The organism is Bradyrhizobium sp. WSM4874, from assembly GCF_055811835.1.
Map to the genome: position 1 here is coordinate 74,959 of NZ_JBVVPR010000002.1, position 26,792 is coordinate 101,750.

Sequence of the window (26,792 nt, forward strand, 5' to 3'; positions counted from 1 at the left end):
TTTGTGGCGTTGCCGGGCGTTGCTCTTGGGCAACGTCTTGGAATGAAAATGAAATTACGGCGCGCTCGGCCGTTTGCGGCGTCGGTGAAATTGTCTACAAGCGGCTTGAACTTGGGGAATCTCCAGACCGGCTTTGGGGTTGGGTCTGGTACGGAATGATAAGGGCGCGTTGCGCAATGAAGTTTGGACTGCGACTCCGGGGGGGCTTGCTCGCAACCCTGATCATGTTCGGCGCGCCGGTGCTTGCCCCGGTTGGGGCTGCCTTTGTGTCTTCGTCTGCGCTTGCTCAGACCGTGCAGTCGATTTCCGTCGAGGGAAATCGCCGCGTCGAGGTGGAGACGATCCGCTCTTACTTCAAGCCGGGTCCCGGCGGTCGCTTGGATCAAGGCGCCATCGACGACGGCCTCAAGGCGTTGATCGAGACCGGCCTGTTCCAGGACGTCAGGATCAACCGCGGTGCCGGTGGCCAGATCGTCGTCTCCGTGGTGGAAAACCCGGTGATCGGCCGCATTGCGTTCGAGGGCAACAAGAAGATCAAGGACGAGCAGCTCACTGGTGAAGTCCAGTCCAAGGCGCGCGGCACCTTCTCGCGCGCCATGGTGCAGTCCGACACGCTGCGAATCGCCGAAATCTATCGCCGTTCCGGTCGCTACGACGTCCGCGTCACGCCTGAAATCATCGAGCAGCCGAACAACCGCGTCGATCTCGTCTTCACGGTCGAGGAGGGCGCCAAGACCGGCGTCAAGTCGATCGAGTTCGTCGGCAACAACGCGTTCTCGTCCTACCGCCTGCGCGACATCATCAAGACCCACGAGTCGAACTTGCTGAGCTTCCTCGCCAGCAGCGACATCTACGATCCCGATCGGGTCGAGGCCGACCGCGACCTGATCCGCCGCTTCTATCTCAAGAACGGTTTCGCCGACGTCCAGGTCGTGGCCGCGCTCACCGAATACGATCCGGAGAAGAAGGGCTTCAACGTTACCTTCAAGATCGAGGAAGGCTCGCAATACCGGGTCGGCTCGATCGACTTCCGCTCCAGCATTCCGAACTTCGATCCCACCTCGATGCGGAACTATTCGCGCGTCAATGTCGGCTCGCTCTACAACGTCGAATCGGTCGAGAAGTCGGTCGAGGAGATGCAGATCGAAGCTTCGCGGCGCGGTTATGCCTTCGCCGTGGTCCGTCCCGGCGGCGACCGCAATTTCGAGGCGCACACCGTGTCGGTCGTGTTCAACATCGACGAGGGTCCGCGCACCTATATCGAACGCATCAACCTTCGCGGCAACACCCGCACGCGCGACTACGTGATTCGTCGCGAGTTCGACGTCTCCGAGGGCGATGCCTACAACCGCGCGCTGGTCGACCGTGCCGAGCGTCGCTTGAAGAACCTCGACTATTTCAAGACCGTGAAGATCACCACGGAGCCCGGCTCGTCGAGCGACCGCGTGATCCTGCTCGTGGACATGGAAGAAAAATCGACCGGCGACTTCTCGGTCTCGGGTGGTTACTCCACCACGGACGGCGCGCTGGCCGAAGTCTCGGTCTCCGAGCGCAATTTGCTCGGCCGCGGCCTGTTCGCCAAGGCGGCGGTGACCTACGGTCAGTACGCCCGCGGCTATTCGCTGTCGTTCGTCGAACCCTATCTGCTCGACTACCGGGTTGCGCTGGGTCTCGACCTTTATCAGCGTGAGCAGAGGTCCAACAGCTACATCTCCTACGGCACCAAGACGCTCGGCTTCTCGCCGCGCCTCGGTTTCTCCCTGCGTGAAGATCTGTCGCTGCAGGTCCGCTACTCAATCTATCGGCAGGAAATCACGCTGCCGTCCACCTTGGCGAACTGTAATAACAATATGGGCTCGGCGGCTTTTAACCCCAGCCCGGCCTTTGCCAACCTCAACGGCCTCGACCTGAGCTCGACCAACGGCCTGGGCTGCTACAGCGACGGTGAAGCCTCGCTGCCGGTGCGCAAGGAGCTTGCCAACGGCAAGACCCTGACCTCGGCGCTCGGTTACACGCTGACCTACAACACGCTCGACAACAACAAGAACCCCACCGACGGTCTGCTGGTTGATTTCCGGCAGGACTTTGCCGGCGTCGGCGGTGACGTCTCCTATCTGAAGACTGTGGTTGACGCGAAGTATTACACTCCGCTGGTGTCCGATATCGTCGGCCTCGCTCGCATCCAGGGCGGCATGCTGAACAAGATGGGCAGCGATCTGCGCATGCTCGATCACTTCCAGATGGGCCCGAACCTCGTCCGTGGCTTTGCCCCTAACGGCATCGGACCGCGCGATTTGAACCCCTTCGGTACGCAGGACGCGCTTGGCGGCACCAAATATTGGGGTGCTTCGCTCGAACTGCAGATGCCATTCTGGTTCCTGCCGAAGGAAGTGGGTCTGAAGGGCGCCGTCTACGCCGACGCCGGCGGGCTGTTCGACTATCAGGGCCCGACGACGTGGTCGGTGACCAACGAAGTGACCACGACCAAGAATTCGAGCTGCACGCCGTCGACCGTCAATCCAGCTTCGGCTGGAACCTGCACCGGGCTGGTGTATGACAACGGCAATGCCGTCCGGTCGTCGGTCGGCGTCGGCCTGATCTGGGCCTCGCCGTTCGGTCCGCTGCGCTTCGACTACGCCGTGCCGCTGACCAAGGGCAAGAACGACCGTACGCAGGAGTTCCGGTTCGGCGGCGGCACCTCGTTCTAATTCGAACAGCACGGCACGATCCGGACCACAGGAATCGGTTTCCAAAAGGGATCGTGCCAATCCAGGAGATGAGGCATGATGCGGCTTGGCCGCTTCATGCCGAAGCCGGACCGCGACGGGGTGGAATGGCGCAGCCGACCTTCTTCACACAGCCGCCGGCCTCAGCGCTGGCTGACATAGCCACGCTGACCAAGGCGGAGCTGGTCGATCCCGCCAGGGGCGGCCAAATCATCAGGGGTCTTGCTTCGCTCGACGAAGCCGGCCCGATGCACCTGACGTTCTTCGACAATCTCAAATATGCCGATGAGCTCAAGACGACCAAGGCCGGTGCTTGCCTGGTGAGCCCACGCTTCGAGGCCCGGGTGCCCGCGCATGTGGCCGTGCTGCGGGCGCCACAGCCGTTCCGCGCCTTCGTCAGGATCGCGCGGGAGTGGCACGGCGACGCGCTCCGTCCGCAATCCTGGACCGGCAACGAGGGCATCGCGCCGTCGGCCATTATCGATCCCACGGCCAGGCTCGAGGACGGCGTGATCGTCGATCCCCTGGCCGTGATCGGCCCTGACGTGGAGATCGGCAGCGGCACGGTGATCGGTGTGGGGGCCGTGATCGGCCCCGGCGTCAAGATCGGCCGGGACTGCAATGTCGGCGCACGCACCGCCATCCAGTGCGCGCTGATCGGCAACGACGTGCTGATCCACCCCGGCTGCTCGATCGGCCAGGACGGCTACGGCTTCATCTTCTTCGGCCCCGAGGGCCATCTAAAAGTGCCCCAGACCGGCCGCGTGCTGATTCAGAACAATGTGGAGGTCGGCGCCGGCACCACCATTGATCGAGGGTCCTTGCGCGACACCGTGATCGGGGAAGGCACCAAAATCGACAATCAGGTCCAGATCGGCCACAATGTCACCATTGGCCGGCACTGCCTGCTGGCAGCCCAGATCGGCCTTGCCGGCAGCCTGACCCTCGGCGACAACGTGGCGCTGGGAGCGAAGGTAGGCATCAACAATCACGTCAAGATCGGGGATGGAGCTCAGGTGACTGCCATGAGTGGCGTCAAGGACGACGTTCCTCCCAACGGACGCTGGGGTGGTTTTTTTGCCAAGCCGACCCGGCAGTGGTTCAAGGAAATTTTGGCGGTCGAGCGCTTGGCGCGCGACAGCAAGGCCGAGCCGAAGCAGGAGGAACGGGAGTGACGGACGAAGCACCGGTCAGGTTCGAGCTTGTGGACATCAACATGATCCTGCAAACGCTCCCGCACCGTTTTCCGATGCTGCTGATCGATCGCGTGATCAACATCCGCACCGATTACAGCGGCATCGGCATCAAGAACGTCACCTTCAACGAACCGCCGTTCCAGGGCCATTTTCCCGATCGCCCGGTCTATCCCGGCGTCATGATGATCGAAGCGATGGCGCAGACTGCGGGTGTGATCGGCATCAAGTCGGTCGAGGGCACCGACAAGCCGCGCGCGGTCTACTTCCTGACCATCGACAAGTGCAAGTTCCGCAAGCCGGTGCTGCCCGGCGATACCATCGAATATCACATGCGCTCGATCGGCCGCCGCAAGGCCATGTGGTGGTTTCACGGCGACGCCAAGGTCAACGGCCAGGTGGTTGCGGAGGCCGACGTCGGCGCCATGCTGACCGACTGAGCGGGATCAACTTCTCTGGATATGCTCGCGTGCGGGACACGCGTAGCGTCCGCCGCTGACCTCGCGCTTGATGTTCTGGTCGAAGAAGTGTCCCATGGACGGTGCGCCCAGCAGGCGCTCGACCGTGTCGACCGGCACGCCGCAATAACGGTCATAAGCGCCACCCACAGCCACGATGAGGGCCTGCTGCGCACGGTCGTAACAGACCCGCTGGAGTACCGTGCTGCGGCTGATGTCGCGGCATTCGAATGTCTTGAGATCGACGAGGCGGTGTTCGGCGGTCTCGATCGTCTCGGACACGATCGGCGCGGCGGCGAGTTGTGCGAGGAGAAGTGCCAGGGCCCTGACCACGATACCTGAAGCTCCGCATGAACTTGTTGATGAGCCGGGAAGGCTGCCTCATCCGGCACTTGAAACACGGCGAGATCATACGTCACTGGACAGATCGGGCATAGTCGCGCTAACCAGCGGAAAACCGAGCGACTTCAACACCTAATCAGACCTTCTTGATGAGTCAGATTGCTTGATGAGTAAGATTGATCCCACCGCACGGATCGCGGACGGCGCCGTGATCGGCGAGGGCACCGAGATCGGCCCCTTCTGCATCATCGGTGCGCATGTCGTGATCGGCAGTAACTGCAAGCTGATCGGACATGTGCATATCACCGCGCAGACCACGATCGGTGACGATTGCACCATCTATCCATTCGCCTCGCTCGGCACGCCGCCGCAATCGCTCAGCTATCGTGGCGAATTGACGAAGCTCAAGATCGGTTCGGGCTGCACCATCCGCGAATCCGTGACCATGAACGCCGGCACGGTCGCAGGCGGCGGTATCACAGAGGTCGGCGACCGCAACTATTTCATGAATTGCAGCCATGTCGGCCATGACTGCCATGTCGGCAACGACGTGATCTTCGCGACCTCGGCCACGCTCGGCGGTCACTGCGAGATCGGTGATTTCGTCTTTATCGGCGGCCTGTCCGCGGTGCACCAGTTCACCCGCATCGGCCCGCAAGTTATGGTCGGCGGCGTATGCGGCGTGCGCGACGACGTCATTCCGTTCGGCCTCGTCAACGGCCAGTACGCCGTGCTCGAAGGCCTCAACCTGATCGGCATGAAGCGGCGCAAGTTCACCAAGCAGCGGCTTGCGACGGTGCGCGCGTTCTATCAGAAACTCTTTCATGGCCCCGCTACCTTTGCCGAACGCCTGGAGGCGGCGCGGCCGCTCGCCGGTGACGATCCGGCGATCGGCGAAATCCTCGACTTCATCGGCAAGGGCAAGCGCCCGCTCTGTCTTCCCGCCATCGCGAAGTGATGATGGGATGGCCGCGGGCATGACATCGGCGGCGGCTTCGGAGATTTCATCGCCGGTTGGCGTGGTCGCCGGCGGCGGCGCGATGCCGTTCGCGGTTGCCGAATCGCTCGCCGCCCGCGGCATCACGCCGGTGTTGTTTCCCCTTCGGGGGGCCTGCGATCCGGCGCGGGTGGACAAATTCCGCCATCGCTGGATCTCGGTCGGCCAGCTCGGCCGTGCCATGCGGCTGTTTCGCGAGGAGGGTTGCCGCGACCTGATCTTCATCGGCACGCTGGTACGGCCTTCGCTCTCGGAGGTTCGGGTCGACTTCACGACGCTCCGGCTGCTCGGCAATGTCATTCGCGCCTTCCGCGGCGGCGACGATCATTTGTTGTCCGGCGTCGGGCGCATTCTCGAGCAGGGCGGGTTTCGCATGGTCGGCATTAAGGACGTCGCGCCCGACCTCTTGATGCCTGAGGGCTGCATCAGCCGCGCCTGGCCGAGCGACACCGGCAAGACCGACATCGAGCGTGGACGCGCGGTGCTGACGGCGCTCGGTCCATTCGACATCGGCCAGGCTGCGGTCGTGATCGACGGCCATGTGGTGGCGGTCGAGGATATCGAGGGCACCGATGCGCTGCTCGCGCGCGTGGCGCGGCTGCGCGAAGAGGGTCGCATCCGCGCCGCCACCGGGCGGGGCGTGCTGGTGAAGGTCCCGAAGAGCGGGCAGGATCTGCGCTTCGACCTGCCGACGATCGGCCCGCGCACCCTCGAGGGCGTCGCCGCCGCGGGGCTGGCCGGGATCGCCGTCGTCGCCGGCAACACCATCGCCGCCGAGCCGCAGGCGATGATCGCGCTCGCCGACGCCAAATATCTCTTCGTCATCGGCCTGCCGGCGTGATGCAAGGCCGCGATCCCAAGCGCAAGATATTCCTGATCGCCACGGAGGAATCCGGCGACCGGCTCGGCAGCGCCTTGATGAAGGTGCTGCGCCAGCGCCTCGGCGACGGCGTGCAGTTCGTGGGCGTCGGCGGCCACACCATGGCGCGCCAGGGGCTCGAGACGCTGTTTCCGATCGAGGAGCTCTCGATCGTGGGCTTCGCCGCGGTCGTGCAGCAATTACCGAAGATCCTGCGGCTGATCCGCGAGACCGCGGAGGCCGTAACCGAGGCCGCGCCGGACGCGCTCGTCGTCATCGACAGTCCCGACTTCACCCACCGTGTCGCCCGCCGCGTGCGGGCGCGCAATCCGGCGATCCCGATCGTCGACTACGTCTCGCCGCAGCTCTGGGCCTGGCGGCCGGGACGGGCGCGGACCATGCTCGGCTATGTCGACCATGTGCTCGGCCTGTTGCCGTTCGAGCCGGAGGAATATCGCAAGCTCGGCGGGCCGCCATGCAGCTATGTCGGCCATCCCCTGATCGAGCAATTGTCCTCGCTGCGGCCGAACGCGGAGGAGCAGAAGCGCCGCGACAGCGGGCCGCCGGTTTTGCTGGTGCTGCCCGGCAGCCGCCGCAGCGAGATCAGGCACCATCTCGAGGTGTTCGGCGCGACGCTCGGCCGATTGCGGACGGACGGCCGCGCGTTCGAACTGATGCTGCCAACCATGCCGCATCTCGAAGCCACCATTCGTGAAGGCATCGCGAACTGGCCGGTCCAGCCTCAAATTGTGGTCGGCGAGAATGAGAAGCGCGCCGCCTTCCGCATCGCGCGCGCGGCATTGGCAAAATCCGGCACGGTGACGCTGGAGCTCGCGCTATCGGGCATTCCGATGGTGACGGCCTATCGCGTCGGCGCGATCGAAGCCTTCATCCTGCGCCGCGCGATCCGCGTCTCCTCGGTGATCCTCGCCAATCTCGTGATCGGCAAGGATGTCATCCCTGAGTTCCTGCAGGAAGACTGCACGCCGGAGAACCTGGCGCCCGCGCTCTCGCAGCTTCTGACCGATTCACCGCTGCGCCGACAGCAGGTGGAAGCGTTCGCCCAGCTCGATACGATCATGTCGACCGGCAACAAGTCGCCGAGCGTGCTCGCAGCCGACATCGTGCTGGCGACCATGCGCAAGGGCAGGCGGGCTAGCTAGGACGTGTACTCACAAGCGTCGGCTTGCCAGCGCAAAGCGGAAGCCTCCTAACTTTGGGCGTGATCGGCGGTTTGTGACCCATTGCCGACGTGATCCGCGTCCGACATATTGATCGCATGCCTAGGAATGAGAGCTATCCTGAAAGAATCGCTGATCTTGCACCTCAATTGAGAGAGGCGCTCGCTAAGCTAAATGCCGAATGGTCGCCGGAAGTTGTGCCCATAACCCTCGCGGGTACCGGATTGGCAGAGGCTCTTGTTGAGCATTTCAATCGACTGCCAAAAAGCACAATACAATCCGTTTTTGAACTCTGCGAAAAAGCGCTCGAAGACGGCTCTGCTCAAGAACGTGCCGCTTTGGCAACCGGCTTTCTTGAATCACTACAGCACGCAGATGGCACGAAAGCATTCGATTTTAGGTCGGTAGCAAACTTGCTGGGGCCGAAGTCCAGAGAGCATTGCTCAGCCATGGATAGGTTTTGGAAAGTCACGTCGCGCGGATTGTAGAGGACCGCTTCTGGCCCAACTCGGACCAAGGGTGAGGTACGCCAACGCGACTGCTATCGGATGCGGAGCGGACCTCTACGAAGCAGCTCGGGTTTGTGAGTACACGCTCTAGCCGACACCAGCGTCGACCTGAAAACACTGCCGCGTGATGCGCTGGCTCTCATCGGAAGCGAGGAATAGCGCCATGTTGGCGATGTCGTCGGGCGTCACCGCGTCGGGAATGGCCTGACGCGTGCGCAGCTCGGCAATCGCATGGTCGTCCGGATACCACAGCCGGCGCTGACGCTCCGTGATCACCATCCCCGGCGCGATCGCGTTGACGCGGATGCGGTCGGGACCGAGCGACCGGGCCAGGGAGTTGGTGAAGCCGACGATCGCGGCCTTTGCCGCGGCGTAGACCGGCAGCCCCGGCGCGCCGCGCATCCAGGCAATCGAAGACATGTTGATGATCGAGCCGCCGCCGCGCGCCCGCATCTGCGGCACCACCGCTTGCGCGGCAAAGAAGACGTGCTTGAGGTTGACACCGATCATCCAGTCGAACTCGGCCGGAGTCACCTCGGCCAGTACCTGGCGTTGATCGTTGGCGGCGTTGTTGACCAGGACCGCGGCATCGCCAAGCGATCCGTGCACCTGCGCCATGGCGTCGCGCAAGGCGTCGATGTCGAGGAGATCGCACGGCACGAACAATGGTACAGTTCCAGCCGCGGCCTTCACCTCCGCGACCAGCGCCCGGCCGGCTGCTTCATCGAGATCCAGGAACGCGACGCGAGCCCCCTGGGCTGCGAACGCCCGCACGAAGGCGGCACCGATGCCGCTGGCGCCACCGGTGATCAACACCACGCGGTCGTTGAGACCGGCATAGCTCGTTCTTGTCATGCGATCAGTCGCTCCGTCTCGGGGTCGAACAGGCAGATGCGGCGCGTGTCGAGCGCGAACGGGGCGACGGCGCCCGGTGTGGGGCGGATGTCCGGCGTGATGCGCGCCAGCGCGGGCTCGCCGCCAAGCCGCAGCAGCACGATCGTTTCGGCCCCCGTCGGCTCGACCATCTCCACCGGCGCGTTGACGACGACGGGCGGATCGGCGGAAAATACGCGGCTGCCCTCGGCGATGCATTCCGGCCTGATCCCGACCACCACGTCGCGGCCGACGAAGGGGGCCGCCGCGTCATATTGGCCAAGGCGGAGGCGGACCTCGTCCGGCCGCCCCGCGCCGATCACGACCACCGGCCCGCCGGCGTCGGCCTCGAGCCGCGCCGGCATCGTGTTCATCGGCGGCGAGCCCATGAAACGGGCCACGAACAGATTGGCCGGATAGCGATACACGGTGTCAGGGTCGGCAAACTGCTGCACCACGCCCCGATGCATCACGGCGATGCGCGTCGCCATCGTCATCGCCTCGATCTGATCGTGAGTGACATAGACGATGGTGGCGCCGATGCGCTGGTGCAGCCGCTTGATTTCCATCCGCATCTCGACGCGCAGCTTGGCATCGAGATTGGAAAGCGGCTCGTCGAACAGGAAGAGCAGGGGATCGCGCACCAGCGCCCGGCCCATCGCCACACGCTGGCGCTGGCCGCCGGAGAGCTGCGAGGGCTTGCGACCGAGCAGCGGCTCGATCTGGAGCAGCCTGGCCACATTCGCCAGCGCCGTCTCCTGCTCCGTCTTGGCTACGCGTCGGCATTCCATGCCGAAGGTGATGTTCTGGCGCACCGTCATCGACGGATAGAGCGCGTAGGACTGGAACACCATGGCGATGTCGCGGTCCTTCGGCGGAATGTCGTTGACGATACGTCCGCCGATTTCCACGGTGCCTGCGCTCGGGAGGTCGAGCCCGGCAATGATGTTGAGCAGCGTGGACTTGCCGCAGCCGGATGGGCCGACGAGCACGGTGAATTCACCGCTCTCGATGTCGAGATCGATACCCTTCAGCACCTCCAGATTGGCGTAGCGCTTGGACAGGGAGCGAATGCTTAGGGCTGCCATGACAATCCGATCATTTCACGGCTCCGGCGGTGAGGCCGCGTACGAAATACTTGCCGCCGATCAGATAGATCAGCAGGGTCGGCAGGGCGGCGATCATCACCGCCGCGCTTTGCACGCCATGCTGCGGGATGTCGGCGACCGCGGCGGATAGCGCGATCAGCGCGGCGGTGACCGGCTGCTGCTGACCGGTCGTGAATGTCACGCCGTAGAGAAACTCGTTCCAGATATGCGTGAACTGCCAGATCACGGTGACGACCAGAATAGGCGGCGAGAGCGGCAGGATGATGCGCCAGAAAATACGAAAGAAGCCTGCGCCATCGATGCGCGCAGCTCTTATCAAATCCTGCGGGATGGCAGTGTAGTAGTTTCGGCAGAACAAGGTGGTAAAGGAGAGCCCCTGGATCGTGTGGATCACGACCAGGCCAGTCAGCGTGTTCATCAGGCCCGTATCGCGCAACACGATGGTCCAGGGCAGCAAGCGCATCTGCTGGGGAAGGAAGAGCCCAAGGGTCACGATGCCGTAGATCCAGCTATCGCCGCGAAAACGCCAGAGCGACACGGCGTAACCGGCGACAGCACCCAGCAGGGTCGAAAAAATCGTCGCGGGAATCGTGACGAGCGCGGAGTTCAGCATGTACGGCCGGATGCCGGCACAGGTCTCGGCAACGCAGAAGCCGCTCCAGGCCGCGGCGTAGTTGCTCCATGCCCATTGCTTCGGCCAGCCGATCATCGAGGCCTGCGCGATCTCCTCGTTGGTGCGCAGCGAGTTCAGCACGACAACAGCCAATGGCGCGAGCCATGCTGCAGCGATCAGCGAGACGACGAGATAGATCAGAATCCGGCTTGGCGCGATGGTTCGCTCACGCATGGATCGCCCGCCGCCGCTGGACGTAACGCCACGCTGCATAGGGCAGTAAAACCGCGAGAAGAATGAGCAACATGAGCACTGCCGCCGCCGCTCCCCGTCCGAGCAGGCTGCGCTGGAACATCAGGTCGTAGACGACGAGAGCCGGCAGCTGGGTGGCGATTCCGGGGCCGCCGTTGGTGAGCGCGCGGACGAGGTCGAAGGTCGAAATCGCGAACTGCAGCTGGATGACGATCACGGTGATGGTGATCGGCCAAAGGGTCGGCAGGATGACGCGCCGGTACATTCGGATCGGTCCGGCGCCGTCGATCTGCGCGGCCTTGATCAGGTCGGCGTCGACGGAGCGGAGGCCGGCGAGGAACAGCGCCATGGCGAAACCGGAGGACTGCCAGATCGCGGCGATGACGATGGTCCAAATGGCCATGTCGCGGTCGATCAGCCAGTCGAACCGGAAGGAGGTCCAGCCGAGGTCGCGGACCAGCTTCTGGATCCCGAGGCCGGGATTGAGCAGCCAACTCCAGACCGTGCCGGTGACCACGAATGACACCGCCAGAGGATAGAGGAAGATGGACCGCAGCAGGTTCTCGCCGCGAATACGCTGATCGAGCAGGATCGCAAGGATGAGGCCGGTCGCCAGACTCAGCAACACGAATGCGCTGCCAAACAGCAGCAGATTGTCCAAGGCAATCTGCCAGTTCCGTGATGCTGCAACCGCAGAATAGTTGCGCAAACCGACCCAGCCCGAGACCGGGACCAGAGTGGAGGGCGTGAACGATATCCAGATCGTCCACAGCGTAAACGCAATGAGATGCGCGGCAGACAACAGCAGCGGCACCCAGATCGTCAAATATTCGGGCAGCCGGCGTACCCAGTCAGAGGCAGCCGGCCGGCCCGGTGTTTTCGAGACGGCGATCGTCAACGTGAGCTCTCGACGGCCTCGGCGAGGCGTACGGCCGCTTGCTCCGGCTTGATCGTCTTGTTCTTCACGTACTCCGTGATCACATCGATCATCGCTGCAGTCATGCCGTTTTCCTGCGCCATGTTGTGCGCGAGACTGAGGACGGCCTGATTGCTGGCGATCGCGTCTTTGAGGGCTGCTGCGGTCCGCCGTTGACCGTCCGACCAGGCTTCGCCCGACAGATCGACATCGGTGCGCACGGGGATCGATCCCGTGATCTGCGAATACATGGTCTGGATCGCTGGATCCATGACGAGCTGGGCCATCAGCGTCTGGCCGGCTTGCAGGTCGGGCTCCTTGCGCTGCCAGAATATGAAGGCATCGGCATTCAACAGGAAGACCGGCTTGCCATTGTCGCTCGGGCCCGGGGCGATGATGAAGTCCTCGAACTTGAAACCGGCGTTGCGCAATACGCCCTGCGCCCACCCGCCCATGATCATCATGCCCATGTCGCCGTCGACGAAGCGCTTCAGGTTGGTCGAAAAGTGCTGGGCGCCGACGTTGGGGTCCATCCAGTCGGCAATCTTGCGCACCTGTACGAAGGCCGCCTTTATCTCGGGGCCCTCCAGGGCCTTCTTGTCGAGATTCATGAGGGCTGCGCGGTATGCAGTGGGACTGATGCCTGCCAAAGCGGCCTCGAATTTCTGGCCGTCGTCCGGGCGGGTGCCACCGTTGGCGATGGGATAGGGAACTCCGCCTGCTTTCATCTTCTCGGCAAGGTCGTTGAACTCAGCCCATGTGACGGGGATCTTGTCGGCCTTGGCCTTGTCCATCGCGCGTTTGGAGAGAAACAGCATGTTGGTGCTGTAGATCTGCAACGGCAGCGCAATCCACTTGCCCCCCGGCTTGTGCAATTTTGCAAGGTCCGGAGCGATAACCTTTTCGTAGCCGGCGGCAGCGACGACGGCATCGAGATCGACGGTTGGGGCAATCTTCGACCAGGCCGCGATCTCGGGGCCTTTGAGCTGCGAGCAGGCCGGTGGATCGCCGGCCATGATCTGGGCACGCAGCTTGTTCATCATCTCGGTGGTGAAGCCGGGGACGGGCGAGTGCTGCCAAACCCCGCCTTTCTCCTCGAATTTCTTGCCGAGCGCCGTGATGGCGGCCCCATCGCTGCCTGCGGACCATTGCGAGATCGCAGTCAGACGCGGCTTGATCGCGCCTTGCGCGCGGGCAAATGCCGGCAGCGCGAGCGCGGCGGCAGATCCGGCGAGCAGTTGGCGCCTTGTTGTCGTGATCGGCATGGCAAGTTCCTCCCGGTGTGAACTCTTTCGCGCGAGTGCCGCGCGGCATCAGGTATCTCAGGCGGCCTCGATCGATGCGGCCGGCATGCCGCCGCGGCAAGCGAGGCAGAAAGCCGCGAATGCCAGCGCCGCCCGCGGATCGTTGTCATTCGACGGCGGCACGAAAGCGAGCGACACTTGTGCGTGCTTGCGGCCGCCCAACAGGCTGGCGTCGATCCCCGCGACGAGCGCGTTGCGATCGTCCTCGGCAAGAAGCGACGGCCAGCCGCTGATCGCGACGCCCTTGCATGGCTTCACGTTCAGCGTGTTGCCGATCGCAAGGCCAAGCCGGAACAGCCGCCAGCGCAATTCCTGCCGCACCTGCGACGAGAGCGGCATCGCGGTCACCCATTCGCTGCCGGGTTGAAGCAACTCCGCTTCCGCGACGCCCAGAAGCTCGGTCAAGGCCGGAAGCGACGTATAGGCTTCGACGCAGCCATGATGGCCACAGCGGCAAATTGGTCCGTCGGCTTCGAACACCATGTGGCCGAGCTCGACCGGCTGGAGGGCATCGTCCTCGATCGGATCATCCATCCAGGTGCCTGCGACGCCCTGACCGACGAAGACGAAGAGATGCGCGCCGCTGAATGGATAATTCTCCGTGCGGCAACGGTGAAAAATGGCGTGCGCGACGACCGAATTGGTGAACTCGACCGGCACGCCGGCAAAGTTCTCGTCGAACATCTCGCTGATCCGCCCGACGTCGCAGGGAATGATCGGATTGCTTGATGCGCCCAGCCGGCCAAGACCCGGAATGGAGACGCCGATCTGCGCGAGGGGGATGCGTCGGCGCTGCGTCCAGTCGCGCAGCAATGCCATCGCCTCGCGAAACGCCCGGCCGACGGTCGCGACGGTCGGCGTCTTCGGCAGCGGCACATGCCCAGTGTAGTGCAACTCACCCGACAGGCCCCCGACGCCGACGCTGAGCCGCTGGGTGTTGAGTTCGAAAGCCGCGAGCGCCACCGCCCCATCGAGCGACACGAGGCCCGTCGGGCCGCCGACGTAAGGGGCAGGGCGCCGCACTTCCTCGATCAGGCCTTCGGCCTTCAGGTCGAACAGGATGCGCGACAGGCTCGCTTCCGACAGGCGCACGGCCTTGGCCAGCGGCGGGCGAAAGGACCCGCCTGACTGAAGCAGATGAGTCAAAATGGCAGCACGCGTCTGCCGCCGACTTCTCGGCTGCTCCGGCATTTCCATCCCTGTCGTCATTCTTACTTAGAGTAAGAATTTGCGCGCGAAGCGTTTCGGCGTCAAGCGCCGGCCGAGCCATTGCGCCGACTTGTTGTTGTGCGCGGCAGCACGATTGTGCCGACGCAAAACAAAAACGGCGCCATCCGGAGATGGCGCCGCCTCGAAAGCCGTGATGGCTCGACCTTACTTCCGGTTGTTGATCGCGACGTAATCGCGGCGGGTGACGCCGGTGTAGAGCTGGCGCGGACGGCCGATTTTCTGCTGCGGATCCTCGATCATCTCGCTCCACTGGCTGATCCAGCCGACGGTGCGGGCGACCGCGAACAGCACGGTGAACATCGAGACCGGGAAGCCCATCGCCTTCAGCGTGATGCCCGAATAGAAGTCGACGTTCGGATAGAGCTTGCGGTCAATGAAGTACTGGTCGCTGAGCGCGATCTTCTCGAGCTCGAGCGCCACCTTCAGCATCGGATCGTCGCCATGGCCGGTCTCCTTGAGCACGGCGTGACACATCTTCTGCATGATCTTGGCGCGCGGATCATAGTTCTTGTAGACGCGATGACCGAAGCCCATCAGGCGGACTTCAGAGTTCTTGTCCTTCACTTTGGCGATGAACTCGGGGATCTTGTCGACCGAGCCGATCTCGGCGAGCATCGCGAGCGCTGCTTCGTTGGCGCCGCCATGCGCCGGGCCCCACAGGCAGGCGATGCCGGCGGCGATACAGGCGAACGGGTTGGCGCCGGAGGAGCCGGCGATACGCACCGTCGAGGTCGAGGCGTTCTGCTCGTGGTCGGCGTGCAGGATGAAGATCTTGTCCAGCGCGTCAGCCAGCACCGGGTTGATCTTGTAGTCCTCGCACGGCACGGCAAAGCACATGTGCAGGAAGTTCTCGGCGAACTTCAGCGAGTTCTTCGGATACACGAAGGGCTGGCCGACCGTGTACTTGTAGGCCATCGCAGCCAAGGTCGGGATCTTGGCGATCATGCGCATGGAGGCGATCATGCGCTGCTTCGGATCGTTGATGTCGGTGCTGTCGTGATAGAACGCGGCGAGCGCGCCGACAGCCGCCACCATGATCGCCATCGGATGGGCGTCGCGGCGGAAGCCCTGGAAGAAACGGGCCATCTGCTCGTGCACCATCGTGTGATGGATCACGCGGTCGTCGAAATCCTTCTTCTGCGCGGCGGTCGGAAGCTCCCCGAACAGCAGCAGATAGCAGGTCTCCAGGAAGTCGCCGTTCTCGGCGAGCTGCTCGATCGGATAGCCGCGGTATTCCAGCACGCCCGCGTCACCGTCGATATAGGTGATCTTGGACTGGCAGCTCGCGGTCGAGGTGAAGCCCGGGTCGTAGGTGAACAGGCCGGACTGGCCGTAGAGCTTGCCGATATCGATGACGTCGGGCCCGACGCTGCCGCTGTGGATCGGAAGATCGAAATTCTTGTTTCCGACCGTCAGTGTGGCGGTCTTATTGCTTGGTTTTGCGTCCATCAGAGGTCCCCGATGTATGGTGAAACGGGCCGGACCCGGAGGCCCCGATGAGATATCGCAGGGCAGGCCGGATGTTCCAGAAGGTACGGCTGAGATGGGTATATTATTGCTGTGTGCGCTGCAAGATGGCGCCACGCATGGTCGACTTACGTCGTAGCCAGGTCCTTGGGCCCGTCCTTGACCGGTCCTCGGCCTAGTCCCCGGCCTGATCTTTAAGCCGGCCCAGGCTTTCCTGGCGTCCCAGGACGTCCAAAACCTCGAATATGCCCGGCGACGTCGTCCGTCCGGTCAGCGCCGCCCGCAGCGGCTGGGCAACCGCGCCGAGCTTGAGACTATTTTCCTCGGCAAAGGCGCGCAGCGCGGCTTCCGTGGCGGCCCCGCTCCAATGCTCGACTTTCTCCAGCGCGGAATGAAGCTGGCCGATCAGCTTGCGGTTCTCAGGCGTCAGCAGCGCTGCCGCCTTCGGATCAAGCTCCAGCGGCCGATCGGCGAAGATGAAATAGGCGCTGTCGATCAGCTCGATCAGCGTCTTGGCGCGCTCCTTCAGGGCCGGCATGGCCTTCAGAAGCTGCGCGCGCGTAGTGTCGTTTAACTTGGCCTTAAGCTCGTCGCGGCTGGGCACGACGTGGTCCAGCACGTCATCGAACATCTTCACGAGTGATTGATCGTCGGCATTGCGGATGTAATGGCCGTTGAGGTTTTCCAGCTTGGCGAAGTCGAAGCGCGCTGCTGCGCGGCCGACGCTGGCGAGGTCGAACGCCGCGATCATCTCCTCGGTCGAGAAGATTTCCTGGTCGCCATGGCTCCAGCCGAGTCGGACGAGATAGTTGCGGAGCGCAGCCGGGAGGTATCCCATGGCGCGGTAGGCATCGACGCCGAGCGCGCCGTGCCTCTTGGAGAGCTTCGAACCGTCCGGGCCATGGATCAGGGGGATGTGGGACATGCTCGGCAGCGTCCAGCCCATCGCGTCGTAGATCTGCTTTTGGCGGGCCGCGTTGATCAAATGGTCGTCGCCGCGGATGACATGGGTGACGCCCATGTCGTGGTCGTCGACCACCACTGCGAGCATGTAGGTCGGGTTGCCATCGCCGCGCAGCAGGACGAGATCGTCGAGGTTCTCGTTCTGCCAGACCACGCGGCCCTGGACCTGGTCTTCGATCACGGTCTCGCCGGTTTGCGGCGCGCGCAGCCGGATGGTGGGCTTCACGTCGCTTGGCGCTGTCGCCGGGTCGCGGTCGCGCCACAGGCCGTCATAGAGGCGGGTGCGGCCTTCCGCGCGCGCCTTCTCGCGCATCGCGGTGAGCTCCTCGGCGCTGGCGTAGCAGCGATAGGCCTTGCCCTCGGCGAGCAGCTGCTCGGCGACTTCGCGGTGGCGGGCGGCGCGGCTGAACTGGTAGATGACCTCGCCATCCCAGCCGAGCTCCAGCCATTTCAGGCCGTCGAGGATGGCGCCGATCGCCGCTTCCGTGGAGCGCTCCCGGTCGGTGTCCTCGATCCGGAGCAGCATCTTGCCGCCGTGCTTCTTCGCATAGAGCCAGTTGAACAGCGCCGTGCGCGCGCCCCCGATATGGAGGAAGCCGGTCGGCGAGGGAGCGAAGCGGGTGACGACGGGAGAGGTCATTCTTGGCAAGGCCTATGCATTGGAGGCGGTGGTATATAACAGGACCGGTGCATAACTAAAGCCCGGCAGCGGACGGCTTAAGGCCTTGCTTAAGCTCTTGGCTCAGCGTCCCGAATTTGGCAGAAGGGCCGCTGATTTCCCTACAGGATTTTCGTAATGACAGAACCGGTGGCGAACGAGGTTGGGCGCGATTTCATTCGTGACATCATTCAGGCCGACCTCGATCAGGCCAAATACCAGGAGATCGTGACCCGGTTCCCGCCGGAGCCGAACGGCTATCTCCATATCGGCCACGCCAAGTCGATCGCGCTCAATTTCGGCATCGCCCAGGAGTTTCCGGGCCGCTGCCATCTGCGCTTCGACGACACCAACCCGGTCAAGGAAGAGCAGGAATATATCGATTCCATCCAGGCCGACGTGCGCTGGCTCGGCTTCGACTGGGGCAAGAACCTGTTCTTTGCCTCGGACTATTTCGACCGCCTCTACGAATGGGCGGAGCAGCTGATCCGCGACGGGCTCGCCTATGTCGACGACCAGACCCAGGAAGAGATCCGCGCCTCACGTGGCACGCTGACGGAGCCCGGCAGGAACTCGCCGTTCCGCGATCGCACCGTGGATGAAAACCTCGACCTGTTCCGTCGCATGAAGGCGGGCGAATTCCCGAACGGCGCGCGCGTGCTGCGGGCCAAGATCGACATGGGTGCGGGCAACATCAATCTGCGCGATCCCGTGCTGTACCGCATCCTGCATGCGCACCATCCGCGCACCGGGACCAAGTGGAGCATCTATCCGAGCTACGATTATGCGCACGGCCAGTCGGACGCCATCGAAGGCATCACGCACTCGATCTGCACGCTGGAGTTCGAGGATCACCGGCCGCTCTATGACTGGTTCATCGAGAAGCTGCCGGTGCCGTCGAAGCCGCACCAGTACGAATTCGCGCGGCTGAATTTGACCTACACGCTGCTGTCGAAGCGCGTGCTGACCCAGCTCGTCCGCGAGGGCCATGTCGCTGGCTGGGACGATCCGCGCATGCCGACGATGGCTGGGATGCGCCGCCGCGGCGTGCCGCCGGCCGCCCTTCGCGAGTTCGTCAAGCGCATCGGCGTGGCGAAAGCCAACAGCGTCGTCGACGTCGGCATGCTGGAATTCTGCATCCGTGAGGAATTGAACCGCACGTCGCAGCGGCGCATGGCGGTGCTGAAGCCGCTCAAGGTCGTGATCGAGAACTATCCGGAAGGGCAGACCGAGGAGCTCGAGGCGATCAACCATCCGGACGATCCCTCCGCCGGCACCCGCAAGATCACGTTCGGCCGTGAGCTCTATATCGAGCAGGACGACTTCATGGAGAACCCGCCGAAAAAGTTCTTCCGTCTGTCGCCGGGCAACGAGGTGCGGCTGCGCTACGCCTATTTCGTCAAGTGCACCGGCGTGATCAAGAACGATGCCGGCGAAGTGGTGGAGCTGCGTTGCACCTACGATCCCGCGACCAAGGGCGGCAACGCGCCCGATGGTCGCAAGGTCAAGGCCACCATGCACTGGCTGTCGGCGGCAACATCCGTGCCCGCGGAAATCCGCGTTTACAACCAGCTGTTTGCCAATCCGAGCCCGGACGCCTCGAACTTCGCCGCCGACCTCAATCCGCAGTCGCTGGAGATTCTCGCTGATGCCCGCGTCGAGGCATCGGTCGCGGAAAGCAATTCGACCGAGCCGATGCAGTTCGAGCGCCAGGGCTATTTCGTGCGCGACAAGGACTCGACGCCCGGCAGACCGGTATTTTCCAGGACCATCGGTCTGCGCGACACGTTCGCGAAGGAAGTTGCCAAAGGCTGAGGGACCGCAATGAGCGACGAAGCCGACGCCGTCGTTTCCGCCGTGATCGCGAAGTGGCGCGCCGGCTTCGCCACGCTCGACGCCGCGGCCCTCTCGTCTCTGTATTCGAAGAATGCCTTCTTCTTCGGCTCCAATCCGAAGCTCTACCGCGGCAGAGATGGCGTCGCCGACTATTTCAACGGCCTGCCGCGCTGGCGCCAGCCAGCTGCGGTGTTTTCGGAGGTGAAGGCGGCGCAGGCAGGTCCTGACCTCATCAACATGGGCGCAACCATCTCGTTCGACCTCGCCGGCGAGCGCCCCGATCTCGTGGTCAAGATGAGCTGGGTCATCATTCGCGAGCACGGCGACTGGAAGATCGTCAATCACCATGCTTCGTCGCAGGCGCCGCTGATCTGACCAGAGGGCACACAACTTCGTCATTCTCGTGAGAGAACGAACGTGCTTCCTGCGCGTTGGAGTGGGCCCAACAAGGAACCCACCATGCAGAACATCGCAGAGCATATGGAAGTCATCGGCGCCGACGGCGTCCACATCGGCACCGTCGACAAGGTCGAAGGCAATCGCATCAAGCTGACCAAGAAGGACAGCGGCGAGGGCAGCCACAAGGGTCACCACCACTTCATCGATAAGGGCCTCGTCGCCGAAGTCGAGGGCAACAAGGTTCGGCTGTCGGCCAAGGCCGATGTCGCCGTGACGATGGAAGAGGAAAAGTAGCGGTAGCGCCCTTTCGTTCCTGATCCGTACCGCTATCCGTCCGCCTGCACGTTCCGGTAGCTTCTGACTTCGTTGCGTATCATCGAGTGCAGGGAATGGCGGAGCCGGGCCGGCCGGTACGGTCGCAGGGGATCGCGGGGACGTGGCCCGCGGGCCGCGCCGCGTCCGCGGGCGGCCTCGCGCCTGCAGGCTTCGACTTCTTCTGGACATCGCTGGTTGAGACCTTGCGCGCGTGGCTACGCGCCGAGGCTGGCGCCGGGCGGCTGTTGCCGTGGGTGCCCGTCGCGTTTGGCTGCGGCATCGCGCTTTATTTCTCTGCTGATCACGAGCCGGTGCTGTGGGTCGTTGCAACGACCGCCATTGCGCTCCTGCTTGGCGCGGCTCTGTTGCGGCGGAGCCGGCTGTTCGCCCCGGCCATCATGATCGCGGCGGTCGCGACCGGCTTTGCCGTCGCGACCTGGAAGACGGCGCGCATCGCCCACCCGGTGCTGGCTAAGACGCTCTATTCGGTGTCGTTGTCGGGCTTCGTCGAAGCCCGCGACATCCGCGAGCGCACCGATCGTTTCGTGCTGCGCGTCACCGCGATGGAGGCGCAGCGGAGCGACGTGAGGCTCGAGCGCGTACGCCTGTCGGTCCGCAAGGGCACCGCGCCGGAGGTCGGCAGCTTCGTTCAGCTGAAGGCACGGCTGATGCCGCCGCTCGCGCCGGTACGGCCCGGCAGCTACGACTTTTCGCGAGACATGTTTTTCCAGGGCATTGGCGCCTCCGGCTTCGCGATGGGCGCCATCACGGTGGCGGCGCCGCCTGAGGCCGCCGGCTTGCGGCTGCGTTACGCGGCCTTCATGCAAGGCCTGCGCGATGCGATCGATGCCCGCATCCGGGCGACGCTCGACGGCGACAACCGGGCGATCGCGACCGCGCTGCTCACCGGGCGGCGCGATGCGATCACCACGCCCGTCAACGACGCGATGTTCATCTCAGGCCTCGGCCACGTGCTCTCGATCTCCGGTTATCACATGGCCGTCGTTGCCGGTGTCGTGTTCTTCGCGGTCCGGGCGCTGCTCGCTCTGATCCCGGGATTGGCGGCCGGCTTCGCCATCAAGAAATGGTCGGCCGCCGCCGCGCTGGTCGCCGCTGCGTTCTACCTGCTGCTGTCGGGCGCGGAGGTCGCCACGCAAAGATCGTTCTTCATGACCGCGGTGGTGCTGATCGCAGTGATGGTCGATCGCCGCGCCATCACCTTCCGCACGCTTGCTGTCGCCGCGCTGATCGTGCTGGCGGTCGCGCCGGAAGCGCTGGTGCATCCGAGTTTTCAGATGTCGTTTGCGGCAACGCTGGGGCTGGTGGCGCTGGTGCAGATCGGCATGCCGAATTTGTTTGCCTCGCCGGACCATTCGGCGACCGCGCGCATTGCGATGTGGGGCGGCCGCGAGATCGCGATGCTGTTCATGGCTTCGCTGATTGCGGGACTTGCGACCACGCCCTATGCCGCGTTCCACTTCCACCGTGTCACGCCGTTCGGGGTGCTCGCCAATCTCGGCGCGATGCCGGTGGTCTCGGCACTGGTGATGCCGGCAGGACTGTTGGGGCTGCTTGCGGCGCCGTTCGGGCTCGACAGCGTGTTCTGGTGGCTGATGGGAATCGGCATCGACTGGATGGTCGCGGTCTCGCGATGGGTCGCGGCATTGCCGGGCGCGGTCGGCCGCATCCCGGCGTTCGGGATCGCGCCGCTGATCGCGGCGAGCCTGGGAATCATCGTGCTGGGACTGTTGCGCACGCCGCTGCGCTGGTCGGGCGCACTGGTGCTGCTGGCTGCGATCCTCTGGGGACTGTCGTCGCGGCAGCCCGACATCCTGATTGCCGGGGATGGCGCGAGCGTCGCCGTGCGGGGCAGGGACGGATATCTACACCTGATCAGGACGAACAAGGACAGCTTTCTGCTCAAGGAATGGCTCGCTGCCGACGCCGATCCGCGCGATGCCGGCAGAGCCTCGCTGGCCGATGGCGTGTCCTGTGACGAATCCGGCTGCGTGACGCCACTGGCCGACGGGAGGCTGGTCGCACTGGCACTGCGCGTCGACGCTCTCGCGGACGATTGCAGTCGGGCCGCGCTGGTGGTGACGACACGTCCCGCGCCGCCCGATTGCGCGGCGATGGTGGTCGATCGGCAGCGGCTCGCCAGCCAGAGCGCGCTGGCGCTGACGCAGCGTGGTGACGGTTTTGTGGTTCAGGCGGTGAGGGCGAGAGGCACGAGCCGCCCCTGGTTACCGGCCGGCGCCGGCGAGGGTGATTTCGACGGCAGCCTTGCGCCTAAGACGACCGCGCCCCGCACCAAGGACGCAACGCCGGCGGAGACCGACTTGCAGGCCGACGATTGATCGGATCGGTTACAAGTACCAGGCCAGCACGGCGTCGAGCCTGGAATTGCCGATGACCGGCAGGGCCACCATCCGGCTCAGTCCGGCTGTGCAGGCTTCGAAACCGGCGACCGAGCCGTCATGCGCGAGCTCATTGTTGAGCGCGGGCATGCCGGTCGCCCAGGCCCCGCCGATGCTGCCTTCGCCTCTGGCAATGGATTTTTCCGCATAGAGCGCGGCAAGGTCGGTCTGCGCGCTGCAATCGCCGGCGCGGAACACCAGTGCCGAGTGGGTCTCGTTCGGGATCCAGATTTCGAAGCGTCGCGCAATCGGCGTGGCCTGCGCGGAGAGGAATGTCAGGACCCAGGTCTGGTCCGTGCCGGTCCGATAGGGCACGCCGACGCCGCAATTGATCCCGACCTTGGCTGCGTCCTCCCAGCGCAGAAAACTCCTGGCGTCGTGCAGGTTCTTGATGATCAGCGGCAGCCCCGCCTTCCAGGTGCGGCCAGGCAGGCCAAAGCCGCGAGGAAATTTAGTGTGGCGGGAGTTGAATTCGAACATGTCGGCGGTGCCATAATAGCCATCGACGAGCCCCATCTCGTGGGAAGCATCTGGGTCGTTGTGCCAAAGCTCGATCGCCCCGACATGCGCTTCGTCGTCGCCGCAGAACAGCACCATGACGGCTTGCAGGAATTCACCCGCAAACACCGGCACCGCGACGCCGCAGGTGAGGCCGGCCGCGAGCGCCTGATCGGTCCGTTTGAAATAGGAGTTGGCGAATTTGGTGAGGATCACGGGGTGGCCCGCGGCCCAGGCCTTGCCCGGAAGTCCCTCGTCATACCCGAAGTGCAGCTCTTCGCTGACGGCCTTGAACGCGGACAGCCCTTCGTCGTAGAGGCCGCCGCCAAACTTCAGCCGCATGCGCGTCCGATCGGGCACCCAGAGTTCAACGACGCGAAGGAAGGTTTTCATCGAGCGTGTCCGCCGTCTCAAGCCCTGACAGCATCGGTCATTTGGCTGCGAAGCGGACGTTCAAACTTCAGGCAGGGCGGCTCAAACTTCGTGCGGCGGAGAGGTGCAAGGGCTTGGTCCATCCGATTGGATTTCGCGGACGCAAGCCACACCATCTCGCCGGCCGCGGCCGGCGATGGCAATTCAATCCTGACCCCCGACCTCGTAGCCGGAGGCGGCTGTGTCAGCCGATCGGCAGGTGCGTGACGGTCGGCGGCCGGTCGGCGACGATCTGCGCCTTGTGCTCGCGCTCGGCCACCGACTGAGTTACCGGCAGTTGCAGCACGGTCGCGCGCTGGCCTTCGACGAGCTGCGTCACCAGCACATATTTGCCGTCCGGGAATTCGATCGCATCATGATGGCGGTCGGGAATGTGCGGATCGATCTTGCCGAACTTGCCCACGCGGGAATTGATGGTGCGCGTCCAGATCCAGCGATTGTCGTAACGGACGTCGTCGGCGAAGGCGAGCTCCGTCCCTGGCAGCAGGCAGACGGCAACAGACGGATCGGCTGCGGAGGCGAAGCCGCGCGTCGAGGTGCCGCGGAAGCTTGTCGTGACGATCGTCTCGCCGACTTCGGCGGGGCGCGACGCGACGGCATGCAGGCTGTAGTCACACATCGGGTGCTCCTCATGCTGGGATAGCTACCCGCGTCTCTTATCGAGGCGCAGGCCTCTATCAGAGTGGAAGCACGAACGCTCTGCTTGGTTGTGGGCAAATCTGCGGCTGGCTTCTGCAAGCCGCGATCACATTATCTTTCCCGAATTCAATAGGAACAAAGCCCGTTGCGATGCATTCGGGAGGCGCATGCGCGAACATTGCCGGCTTGTCTGCAACGGTCGAACTTGATCGCTGGCCGGTGTTTCCTCGAACACTCGAGCCGCGAAGCGGTGCTGTTTGAAGCGGTGCCGTTTCCGTGGGCGTCGCGAGGAGCCAGCGCCGGAGGAGGGGCAGGATAGTCTGTGCAGAACCAGAACGACTATCCAGCCGGAGCGGACGATGATCCGCTCCAATCTCTGACCGGCGATGCCGGTGGAAGCGCGCGAGGCGCCAAGCACTTCCGGTATGAAGCACTTCCGGTATCAGTACTTCCGGTAAAGCCCGATCAGCTTGCCCTGAATCTTCACCCGGTTGGGCGGCAGGATGCGGACCTCATAGGCCGCGTTGGCGGGCTCGAGCGCGATCGAGGCACCGCGACGGCGGAAGCGCTTCAGCGTCGCTTCCTCGTCGTCGATCAGCGCCACCACGATGTCGCCGGTATCGGCGCTCTCGTTGCGCTGGATCAGTGCCATGTCGCCGTCAAGAATGCCGGCCTCGACCATGGAATCGCCGCGCACTTCGAGCGCGTAATGCTCGCCCGAGCCGAGCATGTCAGGCGGTACGCTGATGGTATGGCTGCGGGTCTGCAACGCCTCGATCGGCGTGCCGGCCGCGATGCGGCCCATCACCGGCACCGCGACGGGACGCTCGCCCTCGTCAGCCGACAGGCTGGAGCTCGCACGCACCTTGCCGAGATTGCCCTCGATGACGCTCGGCGTGAAGCCGCGCCGGCTGCCTGCGGCTGCCTGGAGCTCCGGCAGCTTAATGACTTCAATCGCACGGGCGCGGTTGGGCAGGCGTCGGATGAAGCCACGCTCCTCGAGCGCCGTGATCAGGCGATGGATGCCTGACTTCGAGCGCAGGTCGAGCGCATCCTTCATCTCGTCGAAGGAGGGCGGCACGCCGCTTTCCTTCAGACGTTCACTGATGAACCGCAGAAGCTCGTATTGTTTGCGCGTTAACATCTCGACCAAAGTCCCCCGGTTGATGTCGTCCGATTCCGAGACGCTGAATTCGGCAATAAGCCGCTACATGCTCGAAACAAATCATGAACGGACACTATATGTTCGATACATGTTCCGCAACTGCTTAATTTACCGTGAACAGAGCAAAGTTCGCGGAACGCGCGTTGCCGAGGCGCTCAGACGGGGAGCCGCAGCACTTCGCAAGCCGTGCCAGCTTCGGCCTTCGGCGCGAACGGAGCGCGCACGAGAAGTACCTGTGCTGCAGCGAGATTCGCAAGCAGCGAAGAGTCCTGATGATTGACGGGAAGAACGACGCGTGTGCCGTCGTCACGCTCCTCCAGATGCGCGCGCAGATAGTCCTCGCGCTGGTCGTTGGCGCCGACGTCGCGGCCGAGCACGGCGCTTTCACGGCGATGGTGAATCACAGAACGGCCAGACAGGGCGCGAATCAGAGGCACCAGGAACAGGAAAGCGCACACGTAGGACGACACGGGATTGCCCGGCAGGCCGATCACACCCATTGTGCCGAGCCGACCGTGCATCATCGGCTTGCCTGGCCGCATCGCGATTTTCCAGAACGCCATCGCGATGCCTTCGTCCCTCAGTGCCTGCTGGACCAGATCGTGGTCGCCGACCGATGCGCCGCCGGTCGTGATCAGGATGTCGGCGCCGCTCTCGCGGGCGCGGCGGATGCCGGTGGTGGTGGCCTCCAGCGTGTCGGCGGCAATACCGAGGTCGATGGTCTCGGCGCCCTCGCTGCGGGCGAGCGCGTGCAGGGCGTAGCCGTTGGAATAGACGATCTGGCCGTGACCGGGCGTGGTGCCCGGCATCACCAGCTCGTCGCCGGTGGCGAGAATCGCGACCTTCGGACGCCTGAAAACGGCAAGGCGCGGATGGTTCATCCCGGCGGCGAGCGCGAGGTCGCGCTCGGTGAGACGGCTTCCCTTGCGCAGGAGCACGTCGCCCTCGCGGAAATCGACGCCGGCGGGACGGATGTGCCGTCCGGCGATCGCGGCTTCCTTGATCGTGATACGCTTGCCGGCGGCGACCGTGTCCTCCTGGATCACGACGGCGTCCGCGCCACCGGGAACGACGCCGCCGGTGAAGATCCGCACGGCCTCGCCGGCGCCGACCGTCCCCGCGAACGGTCGGCCTGCCGCGACTTCGCCGATGACGGTGAGCTCCGAATCGATCGTCGCGGCATCGGCCGCGCGCACCGCGTAGCCGTCCATCGCGGACATCGCCTGCGGCGGCTGCGTGCGTCGCGCCGCGACGTCACGCGCGAGCACGCGATGGTAGGCCTCGTCGAGGGAAATCATTTCTTCGGGCAGCGGCTCTGCACCCGCCAGCACCGCGGCAAGCGCGTCAGAAACCGGCATCAAGGCCACGGCGAAAACTCCTGCTCGGCACGTTCGGGCGAATGTTCCGCAAGTCTTCTAGCCGAGCGCGGGCGCAGAGGCAA

Annotated in this window: 24 protein-coding genes; 11 read left to right on the forward strand and 13 right to left on the reverse strand. The window is 64.1% G+C overall.

Annotated features, from left to right (window positions below):
- Nucleotides 1-176: 176 nt before the first annotated feature.
- From bamA to fabZ, 3 genes are all read left to right on the forward strand, one after another.
- The gene (gene bamA / locus AC0L3P_RS02675; protein ID WP_473300904.1) at nucleotides 177-2,708 is read left to right on the forward strand and encodes an outer membrane protein assembly factor BamA; all 2,532 of its coding nucleotides are present in this window, start codon (nucleotides 177-179) and stop codon (nucleotides 2,706-2,708) included.
- Nucleotides 2,709-2,833: 125 nt separating this feature from the next.
- On the forward strand, nucleotides 2,834-3,901 hold the full coding sequence (lpxD, locus tag AC0L3P_RS02680) for a UDP-3-O-(3-hydroxymyristoyl)glucosamine N-acyltransferase (protein WP_473300905.1): 1,068 nt from the start codon (nucleotides 2,834-2,836) through the stop codon (nucleotides 3,899-3,901).
- A gap of 41 nt (nucleotides 3,902-3,942) precedes the next feature.
- Entirely contained in the window at nucleotides 3,943-4,359 is a 417-nt protein-coding gene (gene fabZ, locus AC0L3P_RS02685) for a 3-hydroxyacyl-ACP dehydratase FabZ (protein WP_051058562.1), read from the forward strand.
- A gap of 6 nt (nucleotides 4,360-4,365) precedes the next feature.
- Here fabZ and AC0L3P_RS02690 read toward each other — a convergent pair whose 3' ends face one another.
- Nucleotides 4,366-4,710 carry a KTSC domain-containing protein gene (locus tag AC0L3P_RS02690; protein ID WP_473300906.1) on the reverse strand — a complete coding sequence of 115 codons (345 nt, stop codon included), beginning with the start codon at nucleotides 4,708-4,710 and terminating at the stop codon, nucleotides 4,366-4,368.
- Nucleotides 4,711-4,885: 175 nt separating this feature from the next.
- On the opposite strand from AC0L3P_RS02690, the gene lpxA reads away from it, so the two are divergent.
- The 4 genes from lpxA (at nucleotide 4,886) to AC0L3P_RS02710 (ending at nucleotide 8,244) form a co-directional block, all read left to right on the forward strand.
- Complete coding sequence (gene lpxA, locus AC0L3P_RS02695) at nucleotides 4,886-5,677, forward strand: acyl-ACP--UDP-N-acetylglucosamine O-acyltransferase (RefSeq protein WP_354059050.1); 792 nt, start codon at nucleotides 4,886-4,888, stop codon at nucleotides 5,675-5,677.
- 19 nt (nucleotides 5,678-5,696) lie between these two features.
- Nucleotides 5,697-6,557, forward strand: a complete 861-nt coding sequence (locus AC0L3P_RS02700; protein WP_473300907.1) for an LpxI family protein — start codon at nucleotides 5,697-5,699, stop codon at nucleotides 6,555-6,557.
- Nucleotides 6,554-7,738 carry a lipid-A-disaccharide synthase gene (gene lpxB, locus AC0L3P_RS02705; RefSeq protein ID WP_473300908.1) on the forward strand — a complete coding sequence of 395 codons (1,185 nt, stop codon included), beginning with the start codon at nucleotides 6,554-6,556 and terminating at the stop codon, nucleotides 7,736-7,738. Before AC0L3P_RS02700 ends, lpxB begins: the two co-directional genes overlap by 4 nt.
- Before the next feature lie 116 nt (nucleotides 7,739-7,854).
- The gene (locus AC0L3P_RS02710) at nucleotides 7,855-8,244 is read left to right on the forward strand and encodes a DUF7674 family protein (RefSeq protein WP_473300909.1); all 390 of its coding nucleotides are present in this window, start codon (nucleotides 7,855-7,857) and stop codon (nucleotides 8,242-8,244) included.
- 108 nt (nucleotides 8,245-8,352) lie between these two features.
- On the opposite strand, the gene AC0L3P_RS02715 is transcribed toward AC0L3P_RS02710, so the two are convergent.
- The 8 genes from AC0L3P_RS02715 to gltX form a co-directional block, all read right to left on the reverse strand.
- Nucleotides 8,353-9,120 carry an SDR family NAD(P)-dependent oxidoreductase gene (locus AC0L3P_RS02715; RefSeq protein ID WP_473300910.1) on the reverse strand — a complete coding sequence of 256 codons (768 nt, stop codon included), beginning with the start codon at nucleotides 9,118-9,120 and terminating at the stop codon, nucleotides 8,353-8,355.
- Nucleotides 9,117-10,226 carry an ABC transporter ATP-binding protein gene (locus AC0L3P_RS02720; RefSeq protein ID WP_473300911.1) on the reverse strand — a complete coding sequence of 370 codons (1,110 nt, stop codon included), beginning with the start codon at nucleotides 10,224-10,226 and terminating at the stop codon, nucleotides 9,117-9,119. The genes AC0L3P_RS02715 and AC0L3P_RS02720 overlap by 4 nt, the downstream gene beginning before the upstream one ends.
- Nucleotides 10,227-10,236: 10 nt before the next feature.
- Entirely contained in the window at nucleotides 10,237-11,094 is an 858-nt protein-coding gene (locus AC0L3P_RS02725) for a carbohydrate ABC transporter permease (protein WP_275171261.1), read from the reverse strand.
- Nucleotides 11,087-12,010 carry a carbohydrate ABC transporter permease gene (locus tag AC0L3P_RS02730; protein WP_473300912.1) on the reverse strand — a complete coding sequence of 308 codons (924 nt, stop codon included), beginning with the start codon at nucleotides 12,008-12,010 and terminating at the stop codon, nucleotides 11,087-11,089. The genes AC0L3P_RS02725 and AC0L3P_RS02730 overlap by 8 nt, the downstream gene beginning before the upstream one ends.
- The gene (locus tag AC0L3P_RS02735; RefSeq protein ID WP_473300913.1) at nucleotides 12,007-13,293 is read right to left on the reverse strand and encodes an ABC transporter substrate-binding protein; all 1,287 of its coding nucleotides are present in this window, start codon (nucleotides 13,291-13,293) and stop codon (nucleotides 12,007-12,009) included. Before AC0L3P_RS02735 ends, AC0L3P_RS02730 begins: the two co-directional genes overlap by 4 nt.
- Nucleotides 13,294-13,350: 57 nt before the next feature.
- On the reverse strand, nucleotides 13,351-14,529 hold the full coding sequence (locus AC0L3P_RS02740) for an ROK family transcriptional regulator (RefSeq protein WP_473300914.1): 1,179 nt from the start codon (nucleotides 14,527-14,529) through the stop codon (nucleotides 13,351-13,353).
- A 177-nt stretch (nucleotides 14,530-14,706) separates the two neighbouring features.
- Nucleotides 14,707-16,011, reverse strand: coding sequence for a citrate synthase (gltA, locus tag AC0L3P_RS02745; protein ID WP_018458093.1), 1,305 nt, complete (start codon nucleotides 16,009-16,011; stop codon nucleotides 14,707-14,709).
- Between the two features lie 193 nt (nucleotides 16,012-16,204).
- Entirely contained in the window at nucleotides 16,205-17,632 is a 1,428-nt protein-coding gene (gene gltX / locus AC0L3P_RS02750; RefSeq protein WP_473300915.1) for a glutamate--tRNA ligase, read from the reverse strand.
- Between the two features lie 156 nt (nucleotides 17,633-17,788).
- Between gltX and AC0L3P_RS02755 the strand changes: the two genes are divergently transcribed.
- From AC0L3P_RS02755 to AC0L3P_RS02770, 4 genes are all read left to right on the forward strand, one after another.
- Nucleotides 17,789-19,465: a glutamine--tRNA ligase/YqeY domain fusion protein gene (locus AC0L3P_RS02755; protein WP_473300916.1), complete on the forward strand. Its 1,677-nt coding sequence runs from the start codon at nucleotides 17,789-17,791 to the stop codon at nucleotides 19,463-19,465.
- Between the two features lie 9 nt (nucleotides 19,466-19,474).
- Nucleotides 19,475-19,861 (forward strand): nuclear transport factor 2 family protein, encoded by a 387-nt coding sequence (locus AC0L3P_RS02760; RefSeq protein WP_473300917.1) that lies wholly within the window; start codon nucleotides 19,475-19,477, stop codon nucleotides 19,859-19,861.
- Nucleotides 19,862-19,945: 84 nt separating this feature from the next.
- Entirely contained in the window at nucleotides 19,946-20,179 is a 234-nt protein-coding gene (locus AC0L3P_RS02765; RefSeq protein WP_473300918.1) for a DUF2171 domain-containing protein, read from the forward strand.
- 95 nt (nucleotides 20,180-20,274) lie between these two features.
- Complete coding sequence (locus AC0L3P_RS02770; RefSeq protein WP_473300919.1) at nucleotides 20,275-22,557, forward strand: ComEC/Rec2 family competence protein; 2,283 nt, start codon at nucleotides 20,275-20,277, stop codon at nucleotides 22,555-22,557.
- 9 nt (nucleotides 22,558-22,566) lie between these two features.
- Here the strand turns inward: AC0L3P_RS02770 and AC0L3P_RS02775 are convergent, their stop codons facing one another.
- From AC0L3P_RS02775 to AC0L3P_RS02790, 4 genes are all read right to left on the reverse strand, one after another.
- Nucleotides 22,567-23,508: a GAF domain-containing protein gene (locus AC0L3P_RS02775; protein WP_473300920.1), complete on the reverse strand. Its 942-nt coding sequence runs from the start codon at nucleotides 23,506-23,508 to the stop codon at nucleotides 22,567-22,569.
- Nucleotides 23,509-23,731: 223 nt separating this feature from the next.
- The gene (locus tag AC0L3P_RS02780; RefSeq protein ID WP_473300921.1) at nucleotides 23,732-24,166 is read right to left on the reverse strand and encodes a hypothetical protein; all 435 of its coding nucleotides are present in this window, start codon (nucleotides 24,164-24,166) and stop codon (nucleotides 23,732-23,734) included.
- Nucleotides 24,167-24,628: 462 nt separating this feature from the next.
- On the reverse strand, nucleotides 24,629-25,330 hold the full coding sequence (gene lexA, locus AC0L3P_RS02785) for a transcriptional repressor LexA (RefSeq protein ID WP_027518170.1): 702 nt from the start codon (nucleotides 25,328-25,330) through the stop codon (nucleotides 24,629-24,631).
- Nucleotides 25,331-25,506: 176 nt separating this feature from the next.
- Nucleotides 25,507-26,718 carry a molybdopterin molybdotransferase MoeA gene (locus AC0L3P_RS02790; RefSeq protein ID WP_473300922.1) on the reverse strand — a complete coding sequence of 404 codons (1,212 nt, stop codon included), beginning with the start codon at nucleotides 26,716-26,718 and terminating at the stop codon, nucleotides 25,507-25,509.
- Nucleotides 26,719-26,792 lie beyond the last annotated feature (74 nt).

Bases quoted from the DNA above. Each gene is read 5' to 3' on its own strand.
- bamA (WP_473300904.1), top strand. From the start codon at position 177: ATGAAGTTTGGACTGCGACTCCGGGGGGGCTTGCTCGCAACCCTGATC.
- lpxD (WP_473300905.1), top strand. From the start codon at position 2,834: ATGGCGCAGCCGACCTTCTTCACACAGCCGCCGGCCTCAGCGCTGGCT.
- fabZ (WP_051058562.1), top strand. From the start codon at position 3,943: ATGATCCTGCAAACGCTCCCGCACCGTTTTCCGATGCTGCTGATCGAT.
- lpxA (WP_354059050.1), top strand. From the start codon at position 4,886: ATGAGTAAGATTGATCCCACCGCACGGATCGCGGACGGCGCCGTGATC.
- AC0L3P_RS02700 (WP_473300907.1), top strand. From the start codon at position 5,697: ATGACATCGGCGGCGGCTTCGGAGATTTCATCGCCGGTTGGCGTGGTC.
- AC0L3P_RS02710 (WP_473300909.1), top strand. From the start codon at position 7,855: ATGCCTAGGAATGAGAGCTATCCTGAAAGAATCGCTGATCTTGCACCT.
- AC0L3P_RS02715 (WP_473300910.1), bottom strand. From the start codon at position 9,120: ATGACAAGAACGAGCTATGCCGGTCTCAACGACCGCGTGGTGTTGATC.
- AC0L3P_RS02720 (WP_473300911.1), bottom strand. From the start codon at position 10,226: ATGGCAGCCCTAAGCATTCGCTCCCTGTCCAAGCGCTACGCCAATCTG.
- AC0L3P_RS02725 (WP_275171261.1), bottom strand. From the start codon at position 11,094: ATGCGTGAGCGAACCATCGCGCCAAGCCGGATTCTGATCTATCTCGTC.
- AC0L3P_RS02735 (WP_473300913.1), bottom strand. From the start codon at position 13,293: ATGCCGATCACGACAACAAGGCGCCAACTGCTCGCCGGATCTGCCGCC.
- AC0L3P_RS02740 (WP_473300914.1), bottom strand. From the start codon at position 14,529: ATGGAAATGCCGGAGCAGCCGAGAAGTCGGCGGCAGACGCGTGCTGCC.
- gltA (WP_018458093.1), bottom strand. From the start codon at position 16,011: ATGGACGCAAAACCAAGCAATAAGACCGCCACACTGACGGTCGGAAAC.
- gltX (WP_473300915.1), bottom strand. From the start codon at position 17,632: ATGACCTCTCCCGTCGTCACCCGCTTCGCTCCCTCGCCGACCGGCTTC.
- AC0L3P_RS02755 (WP_473300916.1), top strand. From the start codon at position 17,789: ATGACAGAACCGGTGGCGAACGAGGTTGGGCGCGATTTCATTCGTGAC.
- AC0L3P_RS02760 (WP_473300917.1), top strand. From the start codon at position 19,475: ATGAGCGACGAAGCCGACGCCGTCGTTTCCGCCGTGATCGCGAAGTGG.
- AC0L3P_RS02765 (WP_473300918.1), top strand. From the start codon at position 19,946: ATGCAGAACATCGCAGAGCATATGGAAGTCATCGGCGCCGACGGCGTC.
- AC0L3P_RS02770 (WP_473300919.1), top strand. From the start codon at position 20,275: ATGGCGGAGCCGGGCCGGCCGGTACGGTCGCAGGGGATCGCGGGGACG.
- AC0L3P_RS02775 (WP_473300920.1), bottom strand. From the start codon at position 23,508: ATGAAAACCTTCCTTCGCGTCGTTGAACTCTGGGTGCCCGATCGGACG.
- AC0L3P_RS02780 (WP_473300921.1), bottom strand. From the start codon at position 24,166: ATGTGTGACTACAGCCTGCATGCCGTCGCGTCGCGCCCCGCCGAAGTC.
- lexA (WP_027518170.1), bottom strand. From the start codon at position 25,330: ATGTTAACGCGCAAACAATACGAGCTTCTGCGGTTCATCAGTGAACGT.